This window comes from Myroides sp. ZB35, assembly GCF_001865835.1.
GTDB classification, from domain to species: domain Bacteria; phylum Bacteroidota; class Bacteroidia; order Flavobacteriales; family Flavobacteriaceae; genus Flavobacterium; species Flavobacterium odoratimimum.
In genome coordinates, this window is record NZ_CP017769.1 from 2,467,224 (window position 1) to 2,491,221 (window position 23,998).

The 23,998-nt window shown below is 35.5% G+C and carries 9 protein-coding genes, 2 tRNA genes and 2 rRNA genes; 11 read left to right on the top strand and 2 right to left on the bottom strand.

Features of this window, described 5'->3' with window-relative positions:
• Positions 1–17: 17 nt before the first annotated feature.
• Positions 18–545 carry an NADPH-dependent FMN reductase gene (locus tag BK054_RS11115; RefSeq protein WP_006256715.1) on the bottom strand — a complete coding sequence of 176 codons (528 nt, stop codon included), beginning with the start codon at positions 543–545 and terminating at the stop codon, positions 18–20.
• Between the two features lie 803 nt (positions 546–1,348).
• Between BK054_RS11115 and BK054_RS11120 the strand changes: the two genes are divergently transcribed.
• From BK054_RS11120 to BK054_RS11145, 6 genes are all read left to right on the top strand, one after another.
• A complete protein-coding gene (locus tag BK054_RS11120; RefSeq protein WP_058699465.1) occupies positions 1,349–2,476 on the top strand; it encodes a hypothetical protein in 1,128 nt (375 codons plus the stop codon).
• 44 nt (positions 2,477–2,520) lie between these two features.
• Positions 2,521–5,763 carry a hypothetical protein gene (locus BK054_RS11125; protein WP_058699466.1) on the top strand — a complete coding sequence of 1,081 codons (3,243 nt, stop codon included), beginning with the start codon at positions 2,521–2,523 and terminating at the stop codon, positions 5,761–5,763.
• 13 nt (positions 5,764–5,776) lie between these two features.
• A complete protein-coding gene (locus BK054_RS11130) occupies positions 5,777–6,316 on the top strand; it encodes a hypothetical protein (RefSeq protein WP_006263166.1) in 540 nt (179 codons plus the stop codon).
• A gap of 527 nt (positions 6,317–6,843) precedes the next feature.
• Positions 6,844–8,268: a hypothetical protein gene (locus BK054_RS11135; RefSeq protein ID WP_058699467.1), complete on the top strand. Its 1,425-nt coding sequence runs from the start codon at positions 6,844–6,846 to the stop codon at positions 8,266–8,268.
• Between the two features lie 21 nt (positions 8,269–8,289).
• On the top strand, positions 8,290–10,818 hold the full coding sequence (locus BK054_RS11140) for a hypothetical protein (protein WP_058699468.1): 2,529 nt from the start codon (positions 8,290–8,292) through the stop codon (positions 10,816–10,818).
• 69 nt (positions 10,819–10,887) lie between these two features.
• Positions 10,888–13,494, top strand: a complete 2,607-nt coding sequence (locus BK054_RS11145; RefSeq protein ID WP_058700029.1) for a hypothetical protein — start codon at positions 10,888–10,890, stop codon at positions 13,492–13,494.
• Between the two features lie 125 nt (positions 13,495–13,619).
• Here BK054_RS11145 and BK054_RS11150 read toward each other — a convergent pair whose 3' ends face one another.
• Positions 13,620–15,746 carry a M3 family metallopeptidase gene (locus BK054_RS11150; RefSeq protein WP_058699469.1) on the bottom strand — a complete coding sequence of 709 codons (2,127 nt, stop codon included), beginning with the start codon at positions 15,744–15,746 and terminating at the stop codon, positions 13,620–13,622.
• 334 nt (positions 15,747–16,080) lie between these two features.
• Between BK054_RS11150 and BK054_RS11155 the strand changes: the two genes are divergently transcribed.
• The 5 genes from BK054_RS11155 to BK054_RS11175 all read left to right on the top strand — a co-directional run bounded on the left by BK054_RS11155 (position 16,081) and on the right by BK054_RS11175 (position 23,982).
• Positions 16,081–18,072, top strand: coding sequence for a S8 family serine peptidase (locus tag BK054_RS11155; protein WP_058699470.1), 1,992 nt, complete (start codon positions 16,081–16,083; stop codon positions 18,070–18,072).
• 1,067 nt (positions 18,073–19,139) lie between these two features.
• Positions 19,140–20,657 (top strand): 16S ribosomal RNA (locus BK054_RS11160).
• Positions 20,658–20,729: 72 nt separating this feature from the next.
• A tRNA-Ile gene (locus tag BK054_RS11165) sits at positions 20,730–20,803 on the top strand.
• Between the two features lie 91 nt (positions 20,804–20,894).
• Positions 20,895–20,968: transfer RNA gene (locus BK054_RS11170), tRNA-Ala, on the top strand.
• Positions 20,969–21,087: 119 nt separating this feature from the next.
• Positions 21,088–23,982: ribosomal RNA gene (locus BK054_RS11175) — 23S ribosomal RNA — on the top strand.
• Together the 16S and 23S rRNA genes with 2 tRNA genes alongside form the textbook arrangement of a ribosomal RNA operon.
• Positions 23,983–23,998: the final 16 nt, after the last annotated feature.

The following is a 23,998-nucleotide window of genomic DNA, read 5'->3' on the forward strand; positions in this document are numbered from 1 at the left end:
AGGGATTTTTTAAAGACTTAAGAAAGTTGTTGTTTAAAACTATTAATTTTCTCTGTTAATTGAGAAGCTAATTCAGGTGTATTAATTGATCCATTACTAAAATTATCTTGAAAACTAGGTAATGAAAACTGACATTTAATATTCCCTCCAAAGTAAGGAAATATGCTTGAAGCATTATCCATGACAGATTGTCCTCCACGAGGTCCAGGTGATGTAGATAATAACATCATTGGTTTGTTTTGAAAGAAGTTTTTCTCCACTCTAGACCCCCAATCAAATATGTTTTTAAAAGCAGTACTAAACGTACCGTTGTGTTCTGCTAATCCTATAATAATAGCATCAGCATTTAGAATCGCTTGATTAAAATCTAATGCTTGCTGAGGTACACCTTGGTTATTTCTATCTTGAGAATAAATAGGCATCTCATAGTCATTGATATCTAGAATATTAATGTTATGTCCTTCAAATTGAGTAGTTACACTTTTTACTAATTCTAAGTTTATAGAAGTACTGCTATTGGTAGCAGCAAAAGCTAATATATTCATTGTTGTTTTATTTTTCTGTTTCGATGAGACAAAGGTATATGTAGAAACAAAGAAGCACACTTAATCTAGAATAAGTTTTTCAGAAATAGGGCTTGTATGTTTTACTCCTAGTTGCAGTGAATTACAATAAAAAGGAGAAGCATTAGTCGGTAGATACAGAGTTATATATCGAAAAAAGACATGCATAAAGAATTTTTCTAAAGAGAATAGCATTGTAATCCTTCAGTTTCCTGAATATATGTATGAAGAGAACCAGGAATTTGTAATTTCTATCATATAAAGGAAGTAAGGAAAGAGGAGAACATTTTTTCCTATAAGTCTTATCAATCTGTTTAGCATCTTATTTTCAACAAAGTATATAAAATACTTTTTGAAGTGAGAATGAATCCTAATTTTTCAATTGAAGGGCGATAAATATGATTTTTGAGAAAAAAACTATAAGAATAAAATATTTTTGTTATAGAATTTTTAATTCTAATCAAGGCCTTGTTTAATGTGTATATATAATAATTACAGTTTTATAGGTTTTTTATATTGATAAAAAGTTGTAATTAATGTGTTTAATTTATCATTTATGTTGAATATACTATATGGGTATAAGAATTTTTAATAATATGTTTAAGTGTTGAGTGTTTATAAATTTTACCACTGTTGTTTTTTATTTTGTTTTTGTTAATATTTACTTTGTTTCGTTGTTTTTTATATAAAAAATAAATTTGTATAGTGTAATGTATTTAAAATTGTGTTAATATTTGTATTTTTGATAGAATATTTAGATTGTAATTAATAAAAAACACAATATAATGAAAACACCACATTTGCTAATTTTAATAATATTCACACTTGGAATAGGAGCGTATGGTCAAACTGGTATTGGAACTCAAATTCCAAGTAGTTCTTCTGAGTTAGAGATTAAGTCTAAAGATAAAGGAGTTCTAATTCCACGTCTTGAATTAAAAAATACTAAAGATAAGTCTACTATTGTTGGAACAGAGTATCCTGAAAGTTTGATGATTTATCATACGGGAACTAAAGCTATGTTAGCGGGATACTATTTTTGGGCTGAGAATCATTGGAATGCCTTAGTTTCTAATACTACTTTACAGCACTATATCAAAGAAATTGCGGATCCGAATAGTGTTACGGTTACATATGATGAAGGAGACTATATTTTTACATGGATTAATAAGGATACTAATATTAAAGAAACAATGAAACTTAGTGATGTTATTAAGACGTTTGAGTCTTTGACATCATTATCTACGGTGTATGATGAAGGAGAGGCTGTATTAGTATATAAACCTGAGCGAGGTATTGAAAATAACGTGAAGCTGACAGAGCTTTTAAAAGGAAGTACTGTGTTTACGGAATATATAGAGAGTTTTGTTCCGTCTGCTGTGAAAGAAACAGTTACGAATGTAACTCGTTATAATAAAGAAGGAGTAGAAGAGAATATTGCAAATGTACCTAATGCAGGTATGATTTATTATAAATATATAAATGAGAGTTCTATTCCAGAATATATTACCGTATCTCAGGATGTGAGTAACGATTTTAAGACTATTGTTAATCAAGCTGAAAATACAGAGCATATAAAAAATATTGCAAAAACAGTAAAAGGGAATGATAATTTTTATTCGACTATTAAAGAGGAGATTATAGGGAAATGGGATGAAAAAGATGTGATGCGATATATAGTGAAGTTAAATAAAGCTACTTCTTTTACCTCTGTTGAGTTACCAAAAGTAATTTCAGGCCTAGTAGTAGATGCTAAATTGATTAATGAGAGTAGTAATTCGATGACAAGAGGAGTGATTAGCAAACAAGTCAGTGGGACAAAGACAGTTTTGGCTATTGGTACTGCGGGGACTATTATTCAGAATAACCCAGCTGGTAACTATTATCTAATTGTTGAATATATAAAGGAGTAAAAGGGATTTTATCTTTTTTATTTTAATTGTTTAAACTACAGGATATGTATAGATATTTATATAAGATTTTAGCCCTTTTATTTTTAGGATTGACGAGTATGCCTTTATTTGCTCAAAGAGAATATCCTGGAGGAGTAGGGAATGTACAGCTTTGGTTAAAACCAGATAATAGAGTTAAAATGTATTCTTCTACTGAAGTTGATGAATGGGCAAATGCACCTGTAACTACTGATAGTCATTTGAATATGACTTTTAGTGCTGTAAGTCAGGCAGGAAAGCAAAGGCCTACTTTATTAAAGGGAAGTTACAAAATGAATTTTAATAATGCATTGGTGTTTAATGGTAGCCAATTTTTAGCTACACCTCTTGGTATTAGTGGATTTGTTGATGGACTGACTGTTTTTGGTGTATATATTGCGGAAAAAGGAAAGAATGAGAAAAGGATGTACTATATGGGATTTGGTAGTACTGATCCTTCATCTAAATCTACAAGAAGACCTTCTATTGGATTCAGTCCAAAAGAAACGGGGGGACGTGTACGTCTTACTAGTGCTAGAGATGGACATGGTGGATATGAGATTAATACAACAGCTCTACAGACTACTTATGTGCCAGAAGGAGCAACTAATTATGTGACTTTCAGGTTCAGTGGAACAGAATATTCATTAGATAGTAAAGGAAATAAATTAACAGGAGCAGCTAAGGGGGCTTTAAAACCAGATGAAGGAGTTATTATTGGAGGAGCGAGTTTGACTTCAGGGTTCTTTATGGGACAAATAGGAGAAATTATTGTTTACAATCGAAAGTTAAATGGAGCTGAGACAAGTAAAATTGAGAGTTATTTAGCAACTAAATATGGTATTACATTAGATAATGCAGCTTATATGTCATCTTATGGAAGTGTTTTCTGGCCATGGGGGCGAACAGGTTTAGGGTATCATAATAATGTAGCAGGTATTTTTAGAGATGATGCTAATACGAGTATTTCTGTATCTCGTTCTACTGCTTCAGGGGCAGCTTTGACAGTAAATACTATAGGAACAGAGTTTGAAGTTGGACTTGGGGTAATTCAAGAGGAACCATTAAATAGAGATAATGCTGCAATCTACTGGGGAACTAATATTGGTCAAGGATATACTTCTACTAAAGTAAATGATCATGGATGTGGATATAGTGAGATATTAGATGATAAATTTTGGTTATTTAGGAAGACTAATTTAGGAAGTACTATAGTAGAAGTGAGGGCAGGTGGAGAAGATTTTCCTTATAGTGGTCAAGGGTATGATGTGAAAATGTTGGTAGCTAAAACAGAAGCTGATGCTAGAAATCAAAATTGGTTAGCTGTTATTCCTGGACAATACATAGGAGGGGAGCTTGATGAGCATTTGTTCAGATTGCCAATTAATAGAGACGAATTATATATAACTTTTGGAGCAGATGCAGCCGTGGCACAATGTAATGCTTGTACTACAAACGAAACAGGATTGTTTAATTTTAGTTCTCGCCAATGGACTGCTGGATTAAAAAGTGTATCAAATTTAACAGTGTCGAATGGATTGAGATTTGATGTTACTTATAAGACCTATAGTAATGGTAAGGAAACCCCTTCTATGCAAGCGTCAAAATATCCAAGAGTGTCTAATGGAACTCTTTTAGAGTCTAAATTTAGAGGGGTAAGAGGAAGTGATGATAACTATTCGATTACAAATATTACATTTAAGGATGGGGCTACTTTTGCTAAATTTAAAATTTATGGAATAGATAAAACTAGTACAAGTACCGATATGGTAGAGGTAATAGGGTATTGTGGTAATACGACTTATAGAGGTGTGATTTCGAGTAGTTCTAATAGTAGTAAAAAGACTTTCTCTGTTGGTGGAGGTATTGTCACAGGATTAAAACGTTCTAGTATTTCGAATAAAAATGGGGCAGCAGTTGTTACTTTTCCGCATGAGGTGACAAGAATAGAAATAAAGCATAAAATTCATTATAGAACTAAGTCAAGAGGATATCAAGGAATTGCAATTGGAGATGTTGAGTTAAATTGTCCAAGACCTGCATCTCCTAATCCAGATGGAATAGAGTTTACATTACAAGCACCACCAAAGGTGGTATCATGTAGTGATTTTGAGTATACATTTAAAGTGTGGAATTATTCATGTGATCCTCGTTATGTTAAGATTGAGGATGAATTACCTGAAGGAATGTTTTGGGTTGATGGTGGAGTGATGTCAACAGAAGGTGCTTTTAATGATGCAATTTTCAATAATTATGAAGGAACCAGAAAACTAGAGATAGATAAGGTTAAATTAGACCCTATGACTTTTACTACAATTACAGCAAGGGTACGTTTTAAAGACGATGCAGTAGCAAAAGTCTACGAAAATAGAGGACAATTGACATATACAAGTCTTAATGAGAATAAGGTACTGACTATAGAGAGTTGTGATTACAATAATTTTACATCGTGTACATCTACTAAAGTTGAAATGATTTATCAGCCTAGAGTATTATCTCCTGAAATAAGTATTGAGCCTGTTTTGAATAAATGTTATAAAGAAAATGGCATTATTACAATTAAGGCTAAAGTAAAAAACCCAAATCCAACTGTTACATTTGCTGATTTGAGAATTATGTTTATGTATCATGAAGACTTTAGGTTTAATAAATTCCAATCTAATCTGGGACAAGGAATGATAGAAAGTGAAGAAGGAATGCACATTGTCGAAGGCTTAAATATTAATGGAGGAAGCACCTTAGAATTAACATATGAGTTACAGGCATTAGATTTCTTAGCAATAATAGAAGCCGCAACAGGAAATAAATACACTAAACCTAGTGAAGTCCCTGATGCAGATATTGCTCAAGTGGTTGATTTTGGAGCAAGTATAGAGTTAATAGGAAATTCTGAGGATGCATGTATTAATTCGAGCTTGGATGATGCGTATACTGTATTAGATCCAACAATTCCATTCTGTGGAGGTAGTTTAATTTGTTATTATCCAGGAGTAGAAGGTAGTATAGTAAAGAAAAATGCTGATTTTGTTATCATGACTAGTTTAGATCGTAGTAATGGAGAGCTTTTAGCAGAAGATGGTATAAATGCAATTCTTTATTTAGAATCTAAATCTAAAGGATTTGTTCTTACTCGATTAACTGATACACAGATTAAGGCGTTTTCAAACCCTATAGCAGGGATGATGGTTTATGATACAACTAATAAGTGTATGAAGTTGTACAATGGTAAAATATGGGCTTGTATAGTGCAATCATGCCCTGACAATTAAAAACAAGAAGAAAATGAAAAATAAGATTTTTTTTAGTTATATTTTGTTTTGTGTGGGTATTATCCCTTTATCTGCATGGAGCCAACAAGTAAATATTGGGAGTAAAGATTATTTTTTATCTCCAAGCTCTATACTAGAGTTTCCTGATGATGATACCCGAGGTATAGTTTTACCTAAGATTAATAGCGCTCTTGCGACTAGTGCAGTGGAAGGCACATTAATTTACGATGTGGTAGATAAAAAAATTAAGTACTCTAATGGTATAAATCAATGGGTAGATTTATCGATTAATACAGGTGAGGTAAATATAATAGCCCAAGATAAATTAACTGAAATAGCAAGTGCTAATATTTTAATAGGAAATGACCCTTCTGTGGCCATAGATGGAGTTCTTGTATTAGATAGCCCAAGTAAAGCATTGGTTTTACCTAGAGTAGAAAGCCCACATTTAAACATAGTTTCTCCACCAACAGGTACGATAGTTTATGATACAAAATCAAATATGATGTGTGTTTTTAATGGTAAAGAGTGGGCTTTTTGGGCAGCAGAGTAATCTGTCAGTGAAAGATAGTATTGTTTAAATTCTGATTATTTTGATTGACGAGACACGAAAGTGTGATTTTTTATAACACAATTTTGAGAAGAGTTACCTTGTGATGAGGTGACTCTTCTTTTTTATGTAAGTTTTCAAATTATAGAAGTATATAAGAAGGGGGTGTTATGTTAAATAGAAGAAGTGAAAAAGTAAATAATACTATTTATTTGCGAGAGGTGTTTTTTTATTAAAGAATGAAAATTACAATTTTTTTATCTATTGTAAAATATTTTTTTTAGATGTATTTGTTGTTTTGTTGTTAAATAATGGTTTTAATTGTTGATATTTTTGATATATTTTTAACTATTTAGTGTTTTTTTTATTTGTAAATAATAGTTTTTATTGATTGTTTTTTTATTATTGTGTGTGTTAATTTTTATTTATATAAAAATATATATTTGTTGTTGTTTTTTATGTTTGTTATTTGTAATTGTTTGTAATTTTATACAAAATAATTAATATTCAACTATAAAAAATACAATAAAATGAAAAAGCCACATTTTCTTATTATGATAATTTTTACACTACTTAGTAGTGTGTATGGTCAGACTGGAATAGGAACCCATTTGCCCAATAACTCATCTGAATTAGAAATTTATTCTAATAATAAAGGAGTTTTGATCCCACGTATTGAATTAAAAAACAGTACAGATAAGTTGACAATAGTAGGAACAGATTATCCAGATAGCCTAATTATATATCATACAGGCACTAAAGATATGTTAGCAGGTTTTTATTTCTGGAGTGGAGATAAATGGAATACTCTTGTTTCTAATACAACTTTGAATCACTACATAAAGGAGATAGCTGATCCGAATAGTGTGAAAATTATTGAGGATAAAGGTGATTATATCTTTACCTGGATTAATAAAGATACCAATGAAGAAGAAACAATGAAGCTTAGTGAGGTTATTAGGAAATTTGAGACCTTAACTACTTTGACTCCTGAAGAGATAACAATGTATGTTTATTTAGAACAAAATCCTGTTACTGGTGAAATGATGGAGGTGCATGTAGATAAAGAAAAAGAAATAGATCCTAATGCTCCTGTTGTACCTTCTTTATTAAGAACCTATAAAGCAAAGAAGTTTGTATATAAAAACGAACAGGAAGATCTTGTAGATATTAAAGGGAGTGATTTGTTTGGCGGTATTGGAAGTGACGGAAGTCCTTCTGGAATAGAAACAGTTACATCATTAAAGCTAGAAGATGATTATAATAGTAAGGGGAAAGCATTAGTGTATAGTGATGAAAATAAAGATATAACAACTATATATGTAGCTGATATTTTTACTAATTCAGAAACGTTAACTTCATTAAAAGCTGACATTAATACGAAGCAATTAATCTATACAGATGAATTAAAGAGCCCTACTTTTATTTCGTTTAATCAGATCGCTCAAGAGCCTTGGTACGTTGTTAATACGACAGAACAGGCTACTAAAAATAACCAAGATATCTATATCAATGGTTGGGTAGGAATTGGGTATTCTGAAAAGTCTGATTCAGCTAAAGTACCTAATGAAAAATTGAGAATAAATGGTAGTATAACTGCTACGAATAGCTATTATGCAGACTATGTGTTTGATAATTATTTTGAAGGATATTCTAATTTAAAATATGATTATAAGTTCTATGATTTAACTAGTGTAGATAGATTTATTAGAACGAATAGACATCTACCAGGTATAACTCCTATTGCAGATTTAGAGAAAACAGATCTAGGCTACTCATTTAATGTGTCTGAATTATCTATTCAGCTATTAGAAAAGACAGAAGAACTCTTTTTACATGTTATTGATCAACAAAAAGAGCTGAATAAAAAAGGATATCGTATTGAGAAGTTAGAAACTGAAATGAATGAAATGGCTAAACGCTTGCAAGCGTTAGAAGCATTATTAGTAAAATAGTAATCATTAAAAATAATATTGATGGAAATTAAAAAACTACATATCGATTCGTTTCATTCGGTTCTTTTGATTATGATTCTATTTCTTGTAAATGCTTCATTGTCTTTTGGACAACATGATATGACGAAGTTAAAAGATGGTTCTGTTGCAGGTGTGACAAATGCTACTGCTGCTCCATATTCTATCTTAGAATTGGAAAGTGTTACGAAAGGTTTTCTATTGCCTAGAATGACCACCGTTGAAAGGGATAAAATTAATATTGACGATAAAGTAAGAGGAAATGGACTTGTTATTTATAATACAGATAATGATTGTATCAACTATTGGAGTACAACAGCAAATAAATGGCTTAGTGTATGTGGAACATTGCCTCCTGCAAAATTAACTTTAGACTGTTCTAAGGTTTATTTAAATTCGAGTGGAGCTAAAGAATTAAAACAAGGCCAAAGTTTAAGAGATACAGATGTTTTATACATTACAATTAATGTGGTAGAAACAGGATCATATAATATTAGTGCAGTAACAACAAATGGGTATTCTTTTAGTAAATCAGGAATATTCGAAACAAAAGGAGTTTATTCAATTGCATTAGAAGGATTTGGAACCCCATTAGAACCAAATGAAACACCAGGAGATCTAGTTACTTTTATGATAAATGGTAAGAAAGATACGACTTGTACTTCTATACGTATTAAAGTGAAATCATCTGAGTTAGATTTTAGACTTGTAGAACCTCAAACAGTTGATGTTGCTTGGTCAGCTTATAAAGGAGTTGCTTTAAATGCAAATGATAATAAAATTAAAGTTCTTGTTGATGTGACAACGGTAGGGTTCTGGAGAGTACAAAGTACAGAGACTCTAAATGGTATTAGTTTTAGCGGGTCAGGAGAGTTTACACAAGAAGGGAGAGCGGAGATATATCTATATGCGCAAGGAGTTCCAATAAATGTTGTAAATAGTACTTTTAAGTTTATTACGAATTCAAAGAATAATAAAACATCTAACGTTACAGCTGAAGTAAAAGTAGTTCCTACTAGTTTTGAATTAGTATGTAATACTAATGAAATACAAATGAGAGGAGAATATAAAGAAGATACTTTTTTAACTAAGAGTAACTCTATATTACTTCCTTTAAAAGTATTAGCGCCTGGTATAGTTGATATAGAATTAAATGGAATAATAAAAGGAACAACAGATACTCCTGTGAAATTTGTTGCACCAAGTACAACTTTGACTTTTAATGGATCTGATAATGTACAGTATGTGACCTTATATCCAGAGATGCAAAATGGACAATATGTGAAGATTCCTGTAAAAGCAAAAACTATTGAGTTTACTACTATAACACCTAATTCAGGGGGAGCTTTCTGTTCTTCTTTTCCAGTTATAAATGTAGTGGAACGTTCTAAGAATTATACATTTGATTGTTCTAGTGCTTTTGCTTTTTCAAATGGATCTACTAGTAGAAATAACAATTTTTTGGTAAATACTCCTTTACAAGCAGGTAAACATGGTATTGAAGTAAGTGTAAATGTAGGGTATGCAGAGAATTATACAATTAAAACAAATACTGTTAATGGTGTTTATTTTACAAAAACAGGTGTTTTTACTGATTCGGATAGAATGAAAGGAAAAGCAACAGTGACTTTAGATCCAGTTGGGATATTTACTACAGGAGGACTGACAGTGTTTAATCTTATAGCAGAAGGATTAGATTCTAATTCGTCTCTGTGCTCTGTAGTTGCACAAGTAAAAGCACACGATATAGTAGTATTGTCTTTAGGTGGAACAAATTACGGTGCCAATAGTAGTACTGTTTATGCTGGAGGAGCAATTCTTAAGAGTAGTACTAATTTTGGCCCAATGGGAACAGTAAAAGTGAATTCGGTGAGAGTATTAAGTACTAATGCTCAAGGAGCTGATTTGGATAGATTCATTGCTTCCAATAATGTGGATATTATTATCAATGTAATAGGATATAATTTTACCAGAACAGAAACACAAGATGTATTAGTTGCATTTGTACGTGATAAGAAAGGAGTATTAATCATTGGAGATGAGAGTACACCTAGAACATATACTAAGAATGTTATAGAAAGGTTAGCTGGTTTAACAGTAGGAGGTAGTAGTATTAGTGTGTCTAATAATTATACTATGCTGAATCCTGTGTTGTCTTCTGCAAATAACGAATCGATTATAAAAGGGCCTTTTGGAGATTTATCTGGTAAGGTGATGGGGAATGATGCACATAATGGATGGTATTACTCTAATTTGCCAAATAGTTATGTTCCTTTAGTTTCAAAACAAGGAGATGTTAATTCTATTTGGGCTATGAAACATCGTGATTTAGGGTTTATGTTTGTTGGAGATGGCGGATGGTTTATAGGGAAGAAAGATTATAAGAATCTATCTATATTCCCTTCTAATTTTGATAGTCAAGGTGTTCCTAAACCAAAGAATTATGCAGATAATGGTGTTGTTTATAATGCTGTTTTATATGCTAATACATTGGCTTGGGCCATTGATTATGTTATTGAACATAAAAAGTAATCCTTGTTAATAAAAATTATAAACTAGGGAAGAATAGATTCCCTAGTTTTTATCAAAAAAATGAAGTTTATGATACAACATATAAGTTTAAATAAAAGCATCAGAACTGTACTGTTGATTCTCCTTTTCTATGTGTTAGGCCCAACTCAGATAAGTGTAGCACAGGTATTGACAGAAAAAGGTACCCAAATATCAGATGATTCTTCTTCTGATGCGTTAAATCCATTGAATTTTAGCCTTTTAGAATTAAATTCTAAAGAAAAAGATTTTTTATTGCCTCGTATGTCTACAACAGAACGTATGCGGATTCCTAGTCATGAATTACTAGGCGGAATGGTTATTTATAATACAACAATAGAGTGTGTTGAATTTTATAACACAAGTCGTCAACAATGGATGAATGTCTGTGGGGATGTTGGTCCTGCAACATTTATTATACCTGATGATAAGTGTAGAGCAATAAAGATTACAGGAGACTATATTGAAGGTGTGTTTTTAGATTCTAGGAAAAATGTTATTACAGTCGATGTTAGTGTTAGTATACCAGGATCTTATGAAATTCAGGCTATTGCTTATGATAATACGGGGAAGGAGAATGGCTATAGCTTTTTAGCTAGTGGTATTTTTCCTCAAAAAGGCGATTATACTTTAGTTTTAAAAGGAAATGGAACTCCTGTAAAAGGATATGAACGTACTAATGGGGTTTCTGGTGGAAAGGATACAATTAAGTTCTTTCTGAATAAGAAACTAGCAACCTGCACACTTAGTAATGAAGTAGAGAAAAGAGCGTTGACTTATGATATAATTAAAGTAGAGCAGATTGGTAACTTTTATACGGGAGTAGATTTAAATGACGTTAAAACTACGGGGAAAATGCGTGTTACTATTAATAATATTTCTCAAGGTGGAGTTGTAACAATTACCACCCCTACTGTTAACGGGATTTACTTTAAGAAAACAAGAACATTGACATCTCAAGAAGTTAGTAGTAAAACGGCTATTATTGAATTGGATGGTTATGGTACTCCTACGTGGCCTATGCAAACTGATTTGGATTTTATTAGTAATTCTTATGTAAAAGTAGAACAAGGTGAAACACCAAGTGTATATCCATATTTTGCAGTAATTTCGAAGGTTGAGGTTATTATTGATTGTACTAAAGTGACCTCTGTTGGAGAGTTTTTAAAGAATGAACCATTAACTACTTCTCATAAAATTATGGTACCTGTTAAGGTTATCGCCACAGGGAGAGGAAAAGTAAGAGGTGTAATTGAAATTAGTTCAACTCAGACACAAAAGATAGAGTTTGAATCTGATATAGTTGACTTTAAGTTTAATGTTGCTACGAATGATATTCAGATGGTAGAGATGAGACCGATTGTTAATACAGGAAAACTTACGGTAGGCGGGACTACTTTACCTATGGTTATACAAATGTCTTCTCAAGGTATAAAAGAATATAATCCAACTGCAAGTAATGAGAATATTGTTAGTGCTAGTTGTGTATATAACTTACCTGTCAAATCTAAAGAAGCAGTGTTGAAAATTTATTGTTTTCCGGGCAATCAACAAGTATTCGGTAAGTATAGAGCTGGTACACCACTTAATGCCTCAAATTATGTTACTATAATAATGGAGGTTGTGGAACCTGGCGAATATCATATTGTGACGAATACTGTTGATGGTATTTACTTTGAAGCAAAAGGAGTTTTTACAAAGAAGGAGATTTTTATAGATGATACAGCTTTTGTATTATATGGAAAAGGAACACCAACAAATAATGATAAGAAGACTATGATACTTAATATGCCAACAAGTGTAGGAGCTTCTACTTGTAGTTTTGATGTAACATTAGCATTGTCTTCAAAGAAAATGTTGACTTACTCGAATAAAACTAGTTATGGTTACGGTTTTGATAGAGGACATTCTAAGGCTTTTATAGATAGTCCAAATAATTTTGGATCTTTACCTACTAGCACAGTAGCTATGGAGGGAAGTATTACAGTGATCGTTAATAATGATTCGACGATTAATAATGTTGCCTCTGAAATAAATACTTCTAACCCAGCTTTAATCAGTATAGGTTATAATACAAGAATGAATGAGACTGCAGCCATAGCAATAGCAAACTATGTTAGGTCAGGAGGGGCTCTTTTAGCAGTAACAGATGCAAATGATAATGCAAGTACTTATTATTTATTGAATGCTGTATTAGGCACAACTAATATTAGTGCTGTAAATATAGGTACTCGTTCAGGAACTATTTGTTCTATTCTTAATGTTGATGATCCAGTTTTAAATGGACCATTTGGGGATATTCGCAATAAAAAATTAGGAGATGATGCTACAACAGGTATAGCTATAGAACCAAACTCTTTAGGAAGAGCAATAAATGATATAGAAGTACTGTCTAGAGATTCGAATGGTAATATTTTTGCATTTAGGCACAAAGAACTTAATTTTGTGTGGGCAGGAGATGGTGGTTTTAACTCACAGAGTGGAACTAGCGGAGCTATGAGAAGTGATAATATTTGTCCTTTTTTAGTAGATAGTAATAATAGACCTATAGGTAAGTCAGGATACGGAAGAACCCCTTCTTTAACGAATCAGACAGTTTATAATTCACAATTTACAGCGAATGCTTTAGCTTGGCTGTTTAGTGTTACAACAAAATAACTTTTATTTACTTTATATAGCTTATCACTACGTTATCAGTGAAAAGTTTTTAATATAGAAATATTAGTTCAGTAGTAAATGTATAAAAAAACCCTCCAGCTGGAGGGTTTTTTATTCTATTTCAATTACTTCTTCGTAAAACCAGAGTACTTTAATAAAGCATCTATTGTAGGGTTTTTACCTCTAAAGTCTTTGTATAATTTGTCTAATGGAACAGAGTTTCCTTTAGATAAGATTTTATCTCTAAAGATTTGACCATTCTCACGAGTCATACCACCGTTTTGTTCTAACCAATCATAAGCGTCGAAATCTAACATTTCTGACCACTTGTATGAATAGTATCCAGCAGCATATCCACCTCCGAAGATGTGGCTAAAGTAAGTACTGCGGTATCTAGGAGGAACAGTAGGTAAGTCTAAACCATATTTAGCTAAAGCTTCTTTTTCAAAAGTGAGTACATCAGTGATATTCTTATCAGTAGACACAGTATGCCATTCCATATCTAATAGAGAAGCACCTAATAGCTCAGTCATGCTATATCCTTTATTGAATGTTCCTGCATTTTTCATTTTTTGAACTAAAGCATCAGGGATCACTTCTCCTGTTTTATAGTGTTTAGCATAATTCTTTAATACAGAAGGTTCGAAAGCAAAATGTTCGTGGAATTGTGAAGGGAACTCTACGAAGTCACGCGATACACTAGTACCTGATAGAGTAGGGTAAGTTTGATTAGCAAAGAATCCATGTAGTGCATGCCCGAACTCGTGGAACATCGTGATTACATTATCTTGAGATAATAGAGTAGGTTGACCTTTCGCAGGTTTTGGGAAGTTACCTACATTGTAGATTACAGGAAGTCTGTTTAATAATTTAGACTGACCTACGATATTACTCATCCATGCACCACCGCGTTTAGAATCTCTTTGGTAATAATCTGTATAGAATAACCCTACCTGACTACCATCTTCATTGAAGATTTCGTATACTTTTACATCTTCTTGCCATACAGGGATATCTTTGCGTTCTTTAAAGCTAAGCCCATATAATTGCGTAGCCATATAGAACACTCCATTCTCTAATACACTATTCATCTCAAAATAAGGTTTAAGCTCATTTTGGTTTAATGCATACTTTTCTTCTCTGATTTTTTCAGCGTAGTAGTTCCAGTCAGCAGCTGTTAGCGTGAATGGATCTGCTTCTTTATTAATTAATGCTTGGATATCAGCCGCTTCTTCTTTAGCCGCTCCTACTGCATAAGGACTTAGGTCTTTCAGTATTTTAGTAGCATTAGTAGCATTCTGTGCCATAGAACCTTGTAGACTCCATTCTGCATAGTTAGCGAATCCCATTAACTTAGCTTTCTCAGCACGTTTTTTCACTAGAGCTAGGATAGATGCTTTGGTATCATTGTCATCTCCTTTTTCAGCTCTTACCCATGCTTGATCGAATAGTTTCTTTCTAGTTTCTTTATTGGTCAGTTTATCTAGATCTGGTTGTTGTGTAGTATTGTTTAATGCGATTACATAACTACCATCTTCTTGTTTGATGGCATTAAGCTCGTCATCAGATAATCCTGCTAATTCTTCTTTAGTGAATTTAACTCCACCTTGTTTAGTCGCTGCTAATAATTTATCTCCAAACTGATTGTTTAAAGTAGCAATGTCTTGGTTTAGTTGTTTTAATTTCTCTTTATCTTCAGAAGATAGATTAGCACCAGATTTCTCGAAGTTTTCATAGTATACATTTAGTAGTCTATTCTGTTCTTCATTTAGATTAAGTGAAGCTTGATTGTCGTGAAGCTTTTTAATGCGTTGGAACAAGCCATCATTTAAGTATATAGCATCTCTATGACCAGCAAATTTTGGTGCCAATTCTGAATTAATTGCCTTAAGTTCATCATTAGTATGAGCTCCTGTTAATAGCCCAAATACAGAACTTACTCTATCTAGTAATTCACTAGAACGCTCTAGTGCTTCTAAAGTGTTTTCAAAAGTTGGTTCTTCTGTATTGGCTACTATTTTGTCGATAGCTTCCATCTGACGACGCATTCCTTCTAATAATGCAGGTTTAAAATCTTTGTCTTTAATTTTGTCAAAGTCTGCTGTATAGTATGGCAATGTGCTTTCGTTAAAGAAAGCATTACTTTCATTCCAATCTCCTGATGAAGCAGCTTCGTTCTTTACTTTGTCACAAGAAATAGACAAAATAGATGCCCCTGCAACTACACCAAGTACGGTCTTTTTGATTTTCATAAATATTAAGGTTACTGTTAGATTTGTCCAAATATAAAGATTTATGTGTGATTCAACGAAATCTGTTCTATACATTATACCTTATTATGAATGAATAAAATAGGGATAACCGTATGGTAATTCATCTGTATTGCCTTGTTTCTAAATGAAGTGATATAGGTCTGAGGGAGTTTTGAGAGAGATATTTTATAGAGTATTTAAGGTATATTTATACTTCTTTTTTAGATAGATTATTTATTTTGGTTGTATTTTTATATTCACAATAAGAGTTTTTTTAGAACACAATCATATATTTGAACTTCTAAAGAATGTAATTTTAACCACATTGGTATTGATGAAGGATGTAAGTAGTATAGTATATACTTTACTATTTTGTAGTTCGTTGTTTGCTCAGAGTCCTCAATTGAGAAATGAGATAAAGAGCCAACAGGATGAACAGAAGAACAAAGAGATTATACAGCAGTTTAGCAGAGAGGTAATGTCAGATAAAGAAGCTGTCTTACGATTTCAGCAACAATATAGTGTTCCTACTAAGGGAGTTTATAAGGATGGACGTATTTATCAGTTGAGAACTGTAGATAATGAAGGAATTCCTATTTATTACGCTACTCAGAATGCGTTATCACGTAGCCTGACAGGTGTAGATAATATTTCGAAAGGAGGTAGACAGAGAGTCAATCTTCAGGGTAGAAATATGATTATAGGGCTATGGGATGGTAAGCCTGCCTTTGAGCAGCATCAAGAGTTTAAGAGTGGCGCTTCGAGCCGTGTGATTTTAAAAGATCCAGATATCAATATTGCGAAGCTTAATGGCGAAGACTTAGAACGTGCAGAACTTGGAAAAAATCATGCGACTCATGTAGCTGGGACCTTAATAGCAAGTGGTGCTTATGCTCCAGCTAAGGGATTAGCTCCTGAAGCTAGCGTATGGAGTTATGATTGGGATAATGATATAGTAGAGATGGCCTCAGCAGCCCAATCGGGTTTATTGATATCTAATCATTCTTATGGGATAGCAGCATTAGATGATTATGATAATCCACTAGTTCCTCCTACTTATTTTGGATATTATAATAAGGATGCTTATCAGTTGGATAAACTTACTTATACATATCCATATTATCAACCAGTAATTTCTGCAGGTAATGATAGGGAGTATTATGATAAAATTAATCCTACTATGAATGGTAATGATTTATTATTAGGTAATACGAATGCAAAGAATGCTGTTGTAGTAGCTGCGGTAGGCGTAGATAACTCAGATCGTTTAAGCGTGGCTAAGTTTAGTAGTTATGGTCCTACAGGCGATTTTAGGATTAAGCCTGATATCGCTGCACCAGGAGTGAAGATTATATCTTCAGCGTACGAGTTGCCGAGATATCATAATGCTAATCCTTCAGTAGGTGTATATAAAGAGATGAGCGGTACTTCTATGGCATCGCCAGTTGTATCAGCTATTTTGACTCTTTGGCAGCAAGGGTATGTACAGCTACATGATTTTCCGATGCGTTCTGCTACGTTACGCGGACTGATGACTCATACAGCAGAGTACTTAGAAGAAAAGTACCCAACGAATAAAATAGGATGGGGAATGATTAATGCAGAAAGGGGAATAGAATTCATAAAGAATGTAAATGATGACAGTGCAGTCCTAAAAGAAAGTGTTTTGTTTAATAAAAAAGATTTTCGATATAAGTTTAAATTAGATAATCCTTCGGAGAGATTGTTAGTCACATTAAGTTGGACAGATAGGGAAGCGTTGTTTGATTCGAATGAATTAAAAGAAAGCTTTAAGAAGAATAAACTGATCAACGATTTAGATATTAGGTTATACAAAGATGGAGAAGAATATTTTCCTTGGTATTTAAATAAAAACAGGAGTAACCTCAATGCACTAAAAGGAGATAATGATGTCGACAATCTAGAGAGAATAGAAATTGTAAATCCTGAAGCAGGAGAATATGAAGTGGTAGTGAGCCATAAAGGTGAATTGTCGTATGGTAGACAGGACTTTAGCTTACTAATCAGCAATGGAGATTTAGATGGAATAGAAAAGATATCAACTATTGAAGGTGTAGAGCCTGAAGATATAGTGATTTGGCCAAATCCAGTTCAAGATATCGCAAATGTCGAAGTTACAAAGGATAAAGTATTTACTATTTCAGAAGTAGAGGTTTTTGATTTAAGCAATCGTTTAGTAAAACGATTTAATTTTACAGCGACTAATCGTGCAGTGATTGACATGAGGGAATTGGAGCGAGGAGTATATCTATTGAATATAAACGTAGGAGGAGAACGTGTTAGAGCAAAAATATTAAAGAAATAAGAGTCATTTTTATATTCATATACAGCCCTGGACTATATAGTCTAGGGCTTTTTTGTTACTATATTTTAAGCCCCCTCTTCAAGAGTGCGACAAGACCTCTTCAATATTGCTTCAAGAAAGAGGTGCTCAGATAGAGCAATCTTGGAGAAATGTTGAAGCGGTGTTGAAGAAGTAGGCATAAAGGCTTGCTATTACTGGGATACAGAAGTGTTTTGGCTTTAGAAAGATAATAGTGGTAATTTACTTTACTTGCTGATATATAATTGTTTGTGAGGATAATTGCTCAATATGAGAATAAAAAAAGTACATCTGTTTTTCTTCGAAACAAGATAATAGCCATATAATAAGGGACTTTTCTTCTAAAAAAGCATACCTATATAAGTAGATCAACTACAAAAAAGTAGATAAAACACCTCTATATAGGATAAAGTAACATTTAGAAATAGACAGAAAGGGCATAAGAAGGCATATTCTCAATTATTACATATATATAATAGAGTACAATATTGAGTACTGCTCTTTACGTATATATAGTATAGAGACGCCATAAGGCTATAACCTTTAAAAAAAGACAAAAAAACTTTCACTCGTAAAAGGTGGTATAATAATGAGTTATGAAATACTTTTCAAAAACATTGAAAAAAAGGCAAAGATAAGTTTGGAAGTAAGAGAAAAGATACTACTTTTGCATCCGCATTAGAGAAGTGATAACGACTCTAGAGGCAGACGATCATAAACAAAAAGTGAAGCAAGAACGACTAAAAAATAAGCTTTAAAAAATTTACAAAAATAAATTTGGATAAGTAAAAAATAAGGTAGTATCTTTGCAGTCCGCTTCAGTAAAAACGGGAGTTAAGCGAAAAAAAATAAAGAAAAATATTTTCTAAAAAAGTTTTGCTAATTCAAAATAAGTTTTTACTTTTGCACTCGCTTTGAAAAACAAGTGAGGCTTAGAAATAAGAAGACACGTTCATAAACATATTGGATTGACAGCATACAAATAAGAGAGTAAGGCAAATCGCTAAGATTTGGAATTATACTTTTTTAATTTACGAAATTAAAAATATACGATGAAGAGTTTGATCCTGGCTCAGGATGAACGCTAGCGGCAGGCCTAACACATGCAAGTCGAGGGGTAGAAAGAGCTTGCTTTTTTGAGACCGGCGCACGGGTGAGTAACGCGTATGCAACCTACCTTATACAGGGGAATAGCCCGAAGAAATTCGGATTAATGCTCCATGGTTTATCGATATGGCATCGTATTGATAATAAAGATTTATCGGTATAAGATGGGCATGCGTATCATTAGCTAGTTGGTGTGGTAACGGCATACCAAGGCAACGATGATTAGGGGTCCTGAGAGGGAGATCCCCCACACTGGTACTGAGACACGGACCAGACTCCTACGGGAGGCAGCAGTGAGGAATATTGGTCAATGGAGGCAACTCTGAACCAGCCATGCCGCGTGCAGGATGACGGTCCTATGGATTGTAAACTGCTTTTGTACAGGAAGAAACCTCCCTACGAGTAGGGACTTGACGGTACTGTAAGAATAAGGATCGGCTAACTCCGTGCCAGCAGCCGCGGTAATACGGAGGATCCGAGCGTTATCCGGAATTATTGGGTTTAAAGGGTTCGTAGGCGGCTTTATAAGTCAGTGGTGAAATTTCCTAGCTTAACTAAGACACTGCCATTGATACTGCTTAACTTGAATAGTATGGAAGTAACTAGAATATGTAGTGTAGCGGTGAAATGCTTAGATATTACATGGAATACCAATTGCGAAGGCAGGTTACTACGTATTTATTGACGCTGATGAACGAAAGCGTGGGGAGCGAACAGGATTAGATACCCTGGTAGTCCACGCCGTAAACGATGGATACTAGCTGTTCGGTTTTCGGACTGAGTGGCTAAGCGAAAGTGATAAGTATCCCACCTGGGGAGTACGTTCGCAAGAATGAAACTCAAAGGAATTGACGGGGGCCCGCACAAGCGGTGGAGCATGTGGTTTAATTCGATGATACGCGAGGAACCTTACCAGGGCTTAAATGTAGATTGACAGATTTGGAAACAGATTTTTCTTCGGACAATTTACAAGGTGCTGCATGGTTGTCGTCAGCTCGTGCCGTGAGGTGTCAGGTTAAGTCCTATAACGAGCGCAACCCCTATTGTTAGTTACCAGCGCGTTAAGGCGGGGACTCTAGCAAGACTGCCGGTGCAAACCGTGAGGAAGGTGGGGATGACGTCAAATCATCACGGCCCTTACGTCCTGGGCTACACACGTGCTACAATGGCAAGTACAGAAAGCAGCTACCTGGCAACAGGATGCGAATCTCCAAAGCTTGTCTCAGTTCGGATTGGAGTCTGCAACTCGACTCTATGAAGCTGGAATCGCTAGTAATCGGATATCAGCCATGATCCGGTGAATACGTTCCCGGGCCTTGTACACACCGCCCGTCAAGCCATGGAAGCTGGGGGTACCTGAAGTCGGTGACCGCAAGGAGCTGCCTAGGGTAAAACTAGTAACTAGGGCTAAGTCGTAACAAGGTAGCCGTACCGGAAGGTGCGGCTGGAACACCTCCTTTCTAGAGAATAATTATAGAAGTATGATACTTTACTCTCGCTGTTAATACCAAAAAAAGAATTAAGTAATACAGAGTCTCGTAGCTCAGCTGGTTAGAGTACTACACTGATAATGTAGGGGTCGGCAGTTCGAGTCTGCCCGGGACTACTAGTTTACTAATTTGAAGGAAATACTAGAGGTTAAACTAACCGCCCAAAAGTTACTGTTAACTGTAAGCTGTTAACCAAACACTAGATACGGGGGATTAGCTCAGCTGGCTAGAGCGCCTGCCTTGCACGCAGGAGGTCATCGGTTCGACTCCGATATTCTCCACTAGGACAGAAGTCCACAAGTTCATTGACATATTGATAAAACTTAACTAACAAAACAGTTAGAAAGAATAAAAAAGATATAGAAATATATAGAAAGTACGATTCGAAAGAATTGTAAGCACATAAGCAAAATAAGGGCGTATGGGGAATGCCTAGGCTCTCAGAGGCGAAGAAGGACGTGATAAGCTGCGAAAAGCTACGGGGATTGGCACACACGAATTGATCCGTAGATATCCGAATGGGGCAACCCAGTATGTTGAAGACATATTATCCTGTATAGGAGGCGAACCCGCTGAACTGAAACATCTAAGTAGGCGGAGGAGAAGAAAACAAAAGTGATTCCGTAAGTAGTGGCGAGCGAACGCGGAAAAGCCCAAACCAAAGTTGTTACGGCAATTTTGGGGTTGTAGGACCACGACATTTCTTGCGGATTTAATGAGAATTACCTGGAAAGGTAAACCGAAGAGGGTGATAGTCCCGTATTGGTAAGAGAAGATAAGAATAGTGGTATCCTGAGTAGGTCGGGGCACGTGAAACCTTGATTGAAACTGGCGGGACCATCCGCTAAGGCTAAATACTCCTGAGAGACCGATAGTGAACCAGTACCGTGAGGGAAAGGTGAAAAGAACCGTGAATAACGGAGTGAAACAGATCCTGAAACCATACGCCTACAAGCGGTCGGAGCCCTTTTGTGGGGTGACGGCGTGCCTTTTGCATAATGAGCCTACGAGTTACCGTTGCTGGCAAGGATAAGTGATTAAGTCATGGATCCGTAGCGAAAGCGAGTCTTAATAGGGCGCTTAAGTCAGTAGTGGTAGACGCGAAACCGTGTGATCTACCCATGGGCAGGTTGAAGTTTAGGTAACACTAAATGGAGGACCGAACCGTTTAACGCTGAAAAGTTTTCGGATGACCTGTGGGTAGGGGTGAAAGGCCAATCAAACTCGGAAATAGCTCGTACTCCCCGAAATGCATTTAGGTGCAGCGATGATCGATAGTTACTTAGAGGTAGAGCTACTGATTGGATGCGGGGGCTTCACCGCCTACCAATTCCTGACAAACTCCGAATGCTAAGTAATGATAGTCATCAGTGAGGGCATGGGTGCTAAGGTCCATGTCCGAGAGGGAAAGAACCCAGACCATCAGCTAAGGTCCCCAAATGTATGCTAAGTTGAAAAAACGCGGTTTGATTGCCCAGACAGCTAGGATGTTGGCTTGGAAGCAGCCATTCATTTAAAGAGTGCGTAACAGCTCACTAGTCGAGCGATCGAGCATGGATAATAATCGGGCATAAGTATACTACCGAAGCTATGGATTTGCGCATTTAGTTGCGTGAGTGGTAGGGGAGCATTCTAACGGCGCAGAAGGTGATTTGTGAGAATTGCTGGAGCTTTTAGAAAAGAAAATGTAGGCATAAGTAACGATAAGGGGTGCGAGAAACACCCCCGCCGTAAGACTAAGGTTTCCTCAGCTATGCTAATCAGCTGAGGGTTAGTCGGGACCTAAGGCACACCCGAAGGGGGACGTCGATGGCCAACGGGTTAATATTCCCGTACTACTAATAATTGTGATGGAGTGACACAGTGATGAAAGCACCGCGAACTGACGGAATAGTTCGTTGAAGCACGTACCTATAGGTTTGATAGTAAAATGCGTCGAACTTGGAGAAATGCGATAGTACTTTGAGTCTTCGGACAACGAGATAGTGTGCCTAAGGGCTGTCAAGAAAAGCTTCTAAACTTAGATTATTAGTACCCGTACCGTAAACCGACACAGGTAGTCGAGGAGAGTATCCTAAGGCGCTCGAGAGATTCATGGCTAAGGAACTAGGCAAAATAGACCTGTAACTTCGGGAGAAAGGTCGCCAGCGCAAGCTGGCCGCAGTGAAAAGGTCCAGGCGACTGTTTATCAAAAACACAGGGCTCTGCAAAATCGTAAGATGACGTATAGGGCCTGACACCTGCCCGGTGCTGGAAGGTTAAGAGGAGATGTTATCGATGAGTAATTGTTGAGAAGCATTGAATTGAAGCCCCAGTAAACGGCGGCCGTAACTATAACGGTCCTAAGGTAGCGAAATTCCTTGTCGGGTAAGTTCCGACCTGCACGAATGGTGTAACGATCTGGACACTGTCTCAGCCATGAGCTCGGTGAAATTGTAGTATCGGTGAAGATGCCGATTACCCGCAGTGGGACGAAAAGACCCTGTGCACCTTTACTATAGCTTAGTATTGTTCTTGGATAAGTGATGTGTAGGATAGGTGGGAGACTGTGAAATGGCGTCGCTAGGCGTTGTGGAGTCATTGTTGAAATACCACCCTTTGCTTATTTGAGATCTAACTCCCTTATTGGGGAGGACATTGCTTGGTGGGTAGTTTGACTGGGGTGGTCGCCTCCAAAAGAGTAACGGAGGCTTCTAAAGGTTCCCTCAGCACGCTTGGTAACCGTGCGTAGAGTGCAATGGTATAAGGGAGCTTGACTGAAAGACTAACAAGTCGAACAGGTACGAAAGTAGAGCATAGTGATCCGGTGGTTCCGCATGGAAGGGCCATCGCTCAAAGGATAAAAGGTACGCCGGGGATAACAGGCTGATCTCCCCCAAGAGCTCATATCGACGGGGGGGTTTGGCACCTCGATGTCGGCTCGTCACATCCTGGGGCTGGAGAAGGTCCCAAGGGTTGGGCTGTTCGCCCATTAAAGTGGCACGCGAGCTGGGTTCAGAACGTCGTGAGACAGTTCGGTCTCTATCTACTGTGGGCGTTAGAAATTTGAGTGGATCTGATTCTAGTACGAGAGGACCGAATTGGACCAACCTCTAGTGCATCTGTTGTCTCGCCAGGGGCATCGCAGAGTAGCTACGTTGGGAAGGGATAAGCGCTGAAAGCATATAAGTGCGAAACCCACCACAAGATGAGATTTCTTTAAAGGGTCGTTGGAGATTACAACGTTGATAGGCTATAGATGTAAAGACAGTAATGTCAAAGTCGAGTAGTACTAATAACCCGTAAGCTTATGTGAATCTCCCCTTGTTAAT

What these genes read in the sequence shown, in the direction of transcription:
- BK054_RS11125 (WP_058699466.1), top strand. Translation starts at nt 2,521, where the DNA reads ATGTATAGATATTTATATAAGATTTTAGCCCTTTTATTTTTAGGATTG.
- BK054_RS11150 (WP_058699469.1), bottom strand. Translation starts at nt 15,746, where the DNA reads ATGAAAATCAAAAAGACCGTACTTGGTGTAGTTGCAGGGGCATCTATT.
- BK054_RS11130 (WP_006263166.1), top strand. Translation starts at nt 5,777, where the DNA reads ATGAAAAATAAGATTTTTTTTAGTTATATTTTGTTTTGTGTGGGTATT.
- BK054_RS11155 (WP_058699470.1), top strand. Translation starts at nt 16,081, where the DNA reads ATGAAGGATGTAAGTAGTATAGTATATACTTTACTATTTTGTAGTTCG.
- BK054_RS11120 (WP_058699465.1), top strand. Translation starts at nt 1,349, where the DNA reads ATGAAAACACCACATTTGCTAATTTTAATAATATTCACACTTGGAATA.
- BK054_RS11145 (WP_058700029.1), top strand. Translation starts at nt 10,888, where the DNA reads ATGATACAACATATAAGTTTAAATAAAAGCATCAGAACTGTACTGTTG.
- BK054_RS11115 (WP_006256715.1), bottom strand. Translation starts at nt 545, where the DNA reads ATGAATATATTAGCTTTTGCTGCTACCAATAGCAGTACTTCTATAAAC.
- BK054_RS11135 (WP_058699467.1), top strand. Translation starts at nt 6,844, where the DNA reads ATGAAAAAGCCACATTTTCTTATTATGATAATTTTTACACTACTTAGT.
- BK054_RS11140 (WP_058699468.1), top strand. Translation starts at nt 8,290, where the DNA reads ATGGAAATTAAAAAACTACATATCGATTCGTTTCATTCGGTTCTTTTG.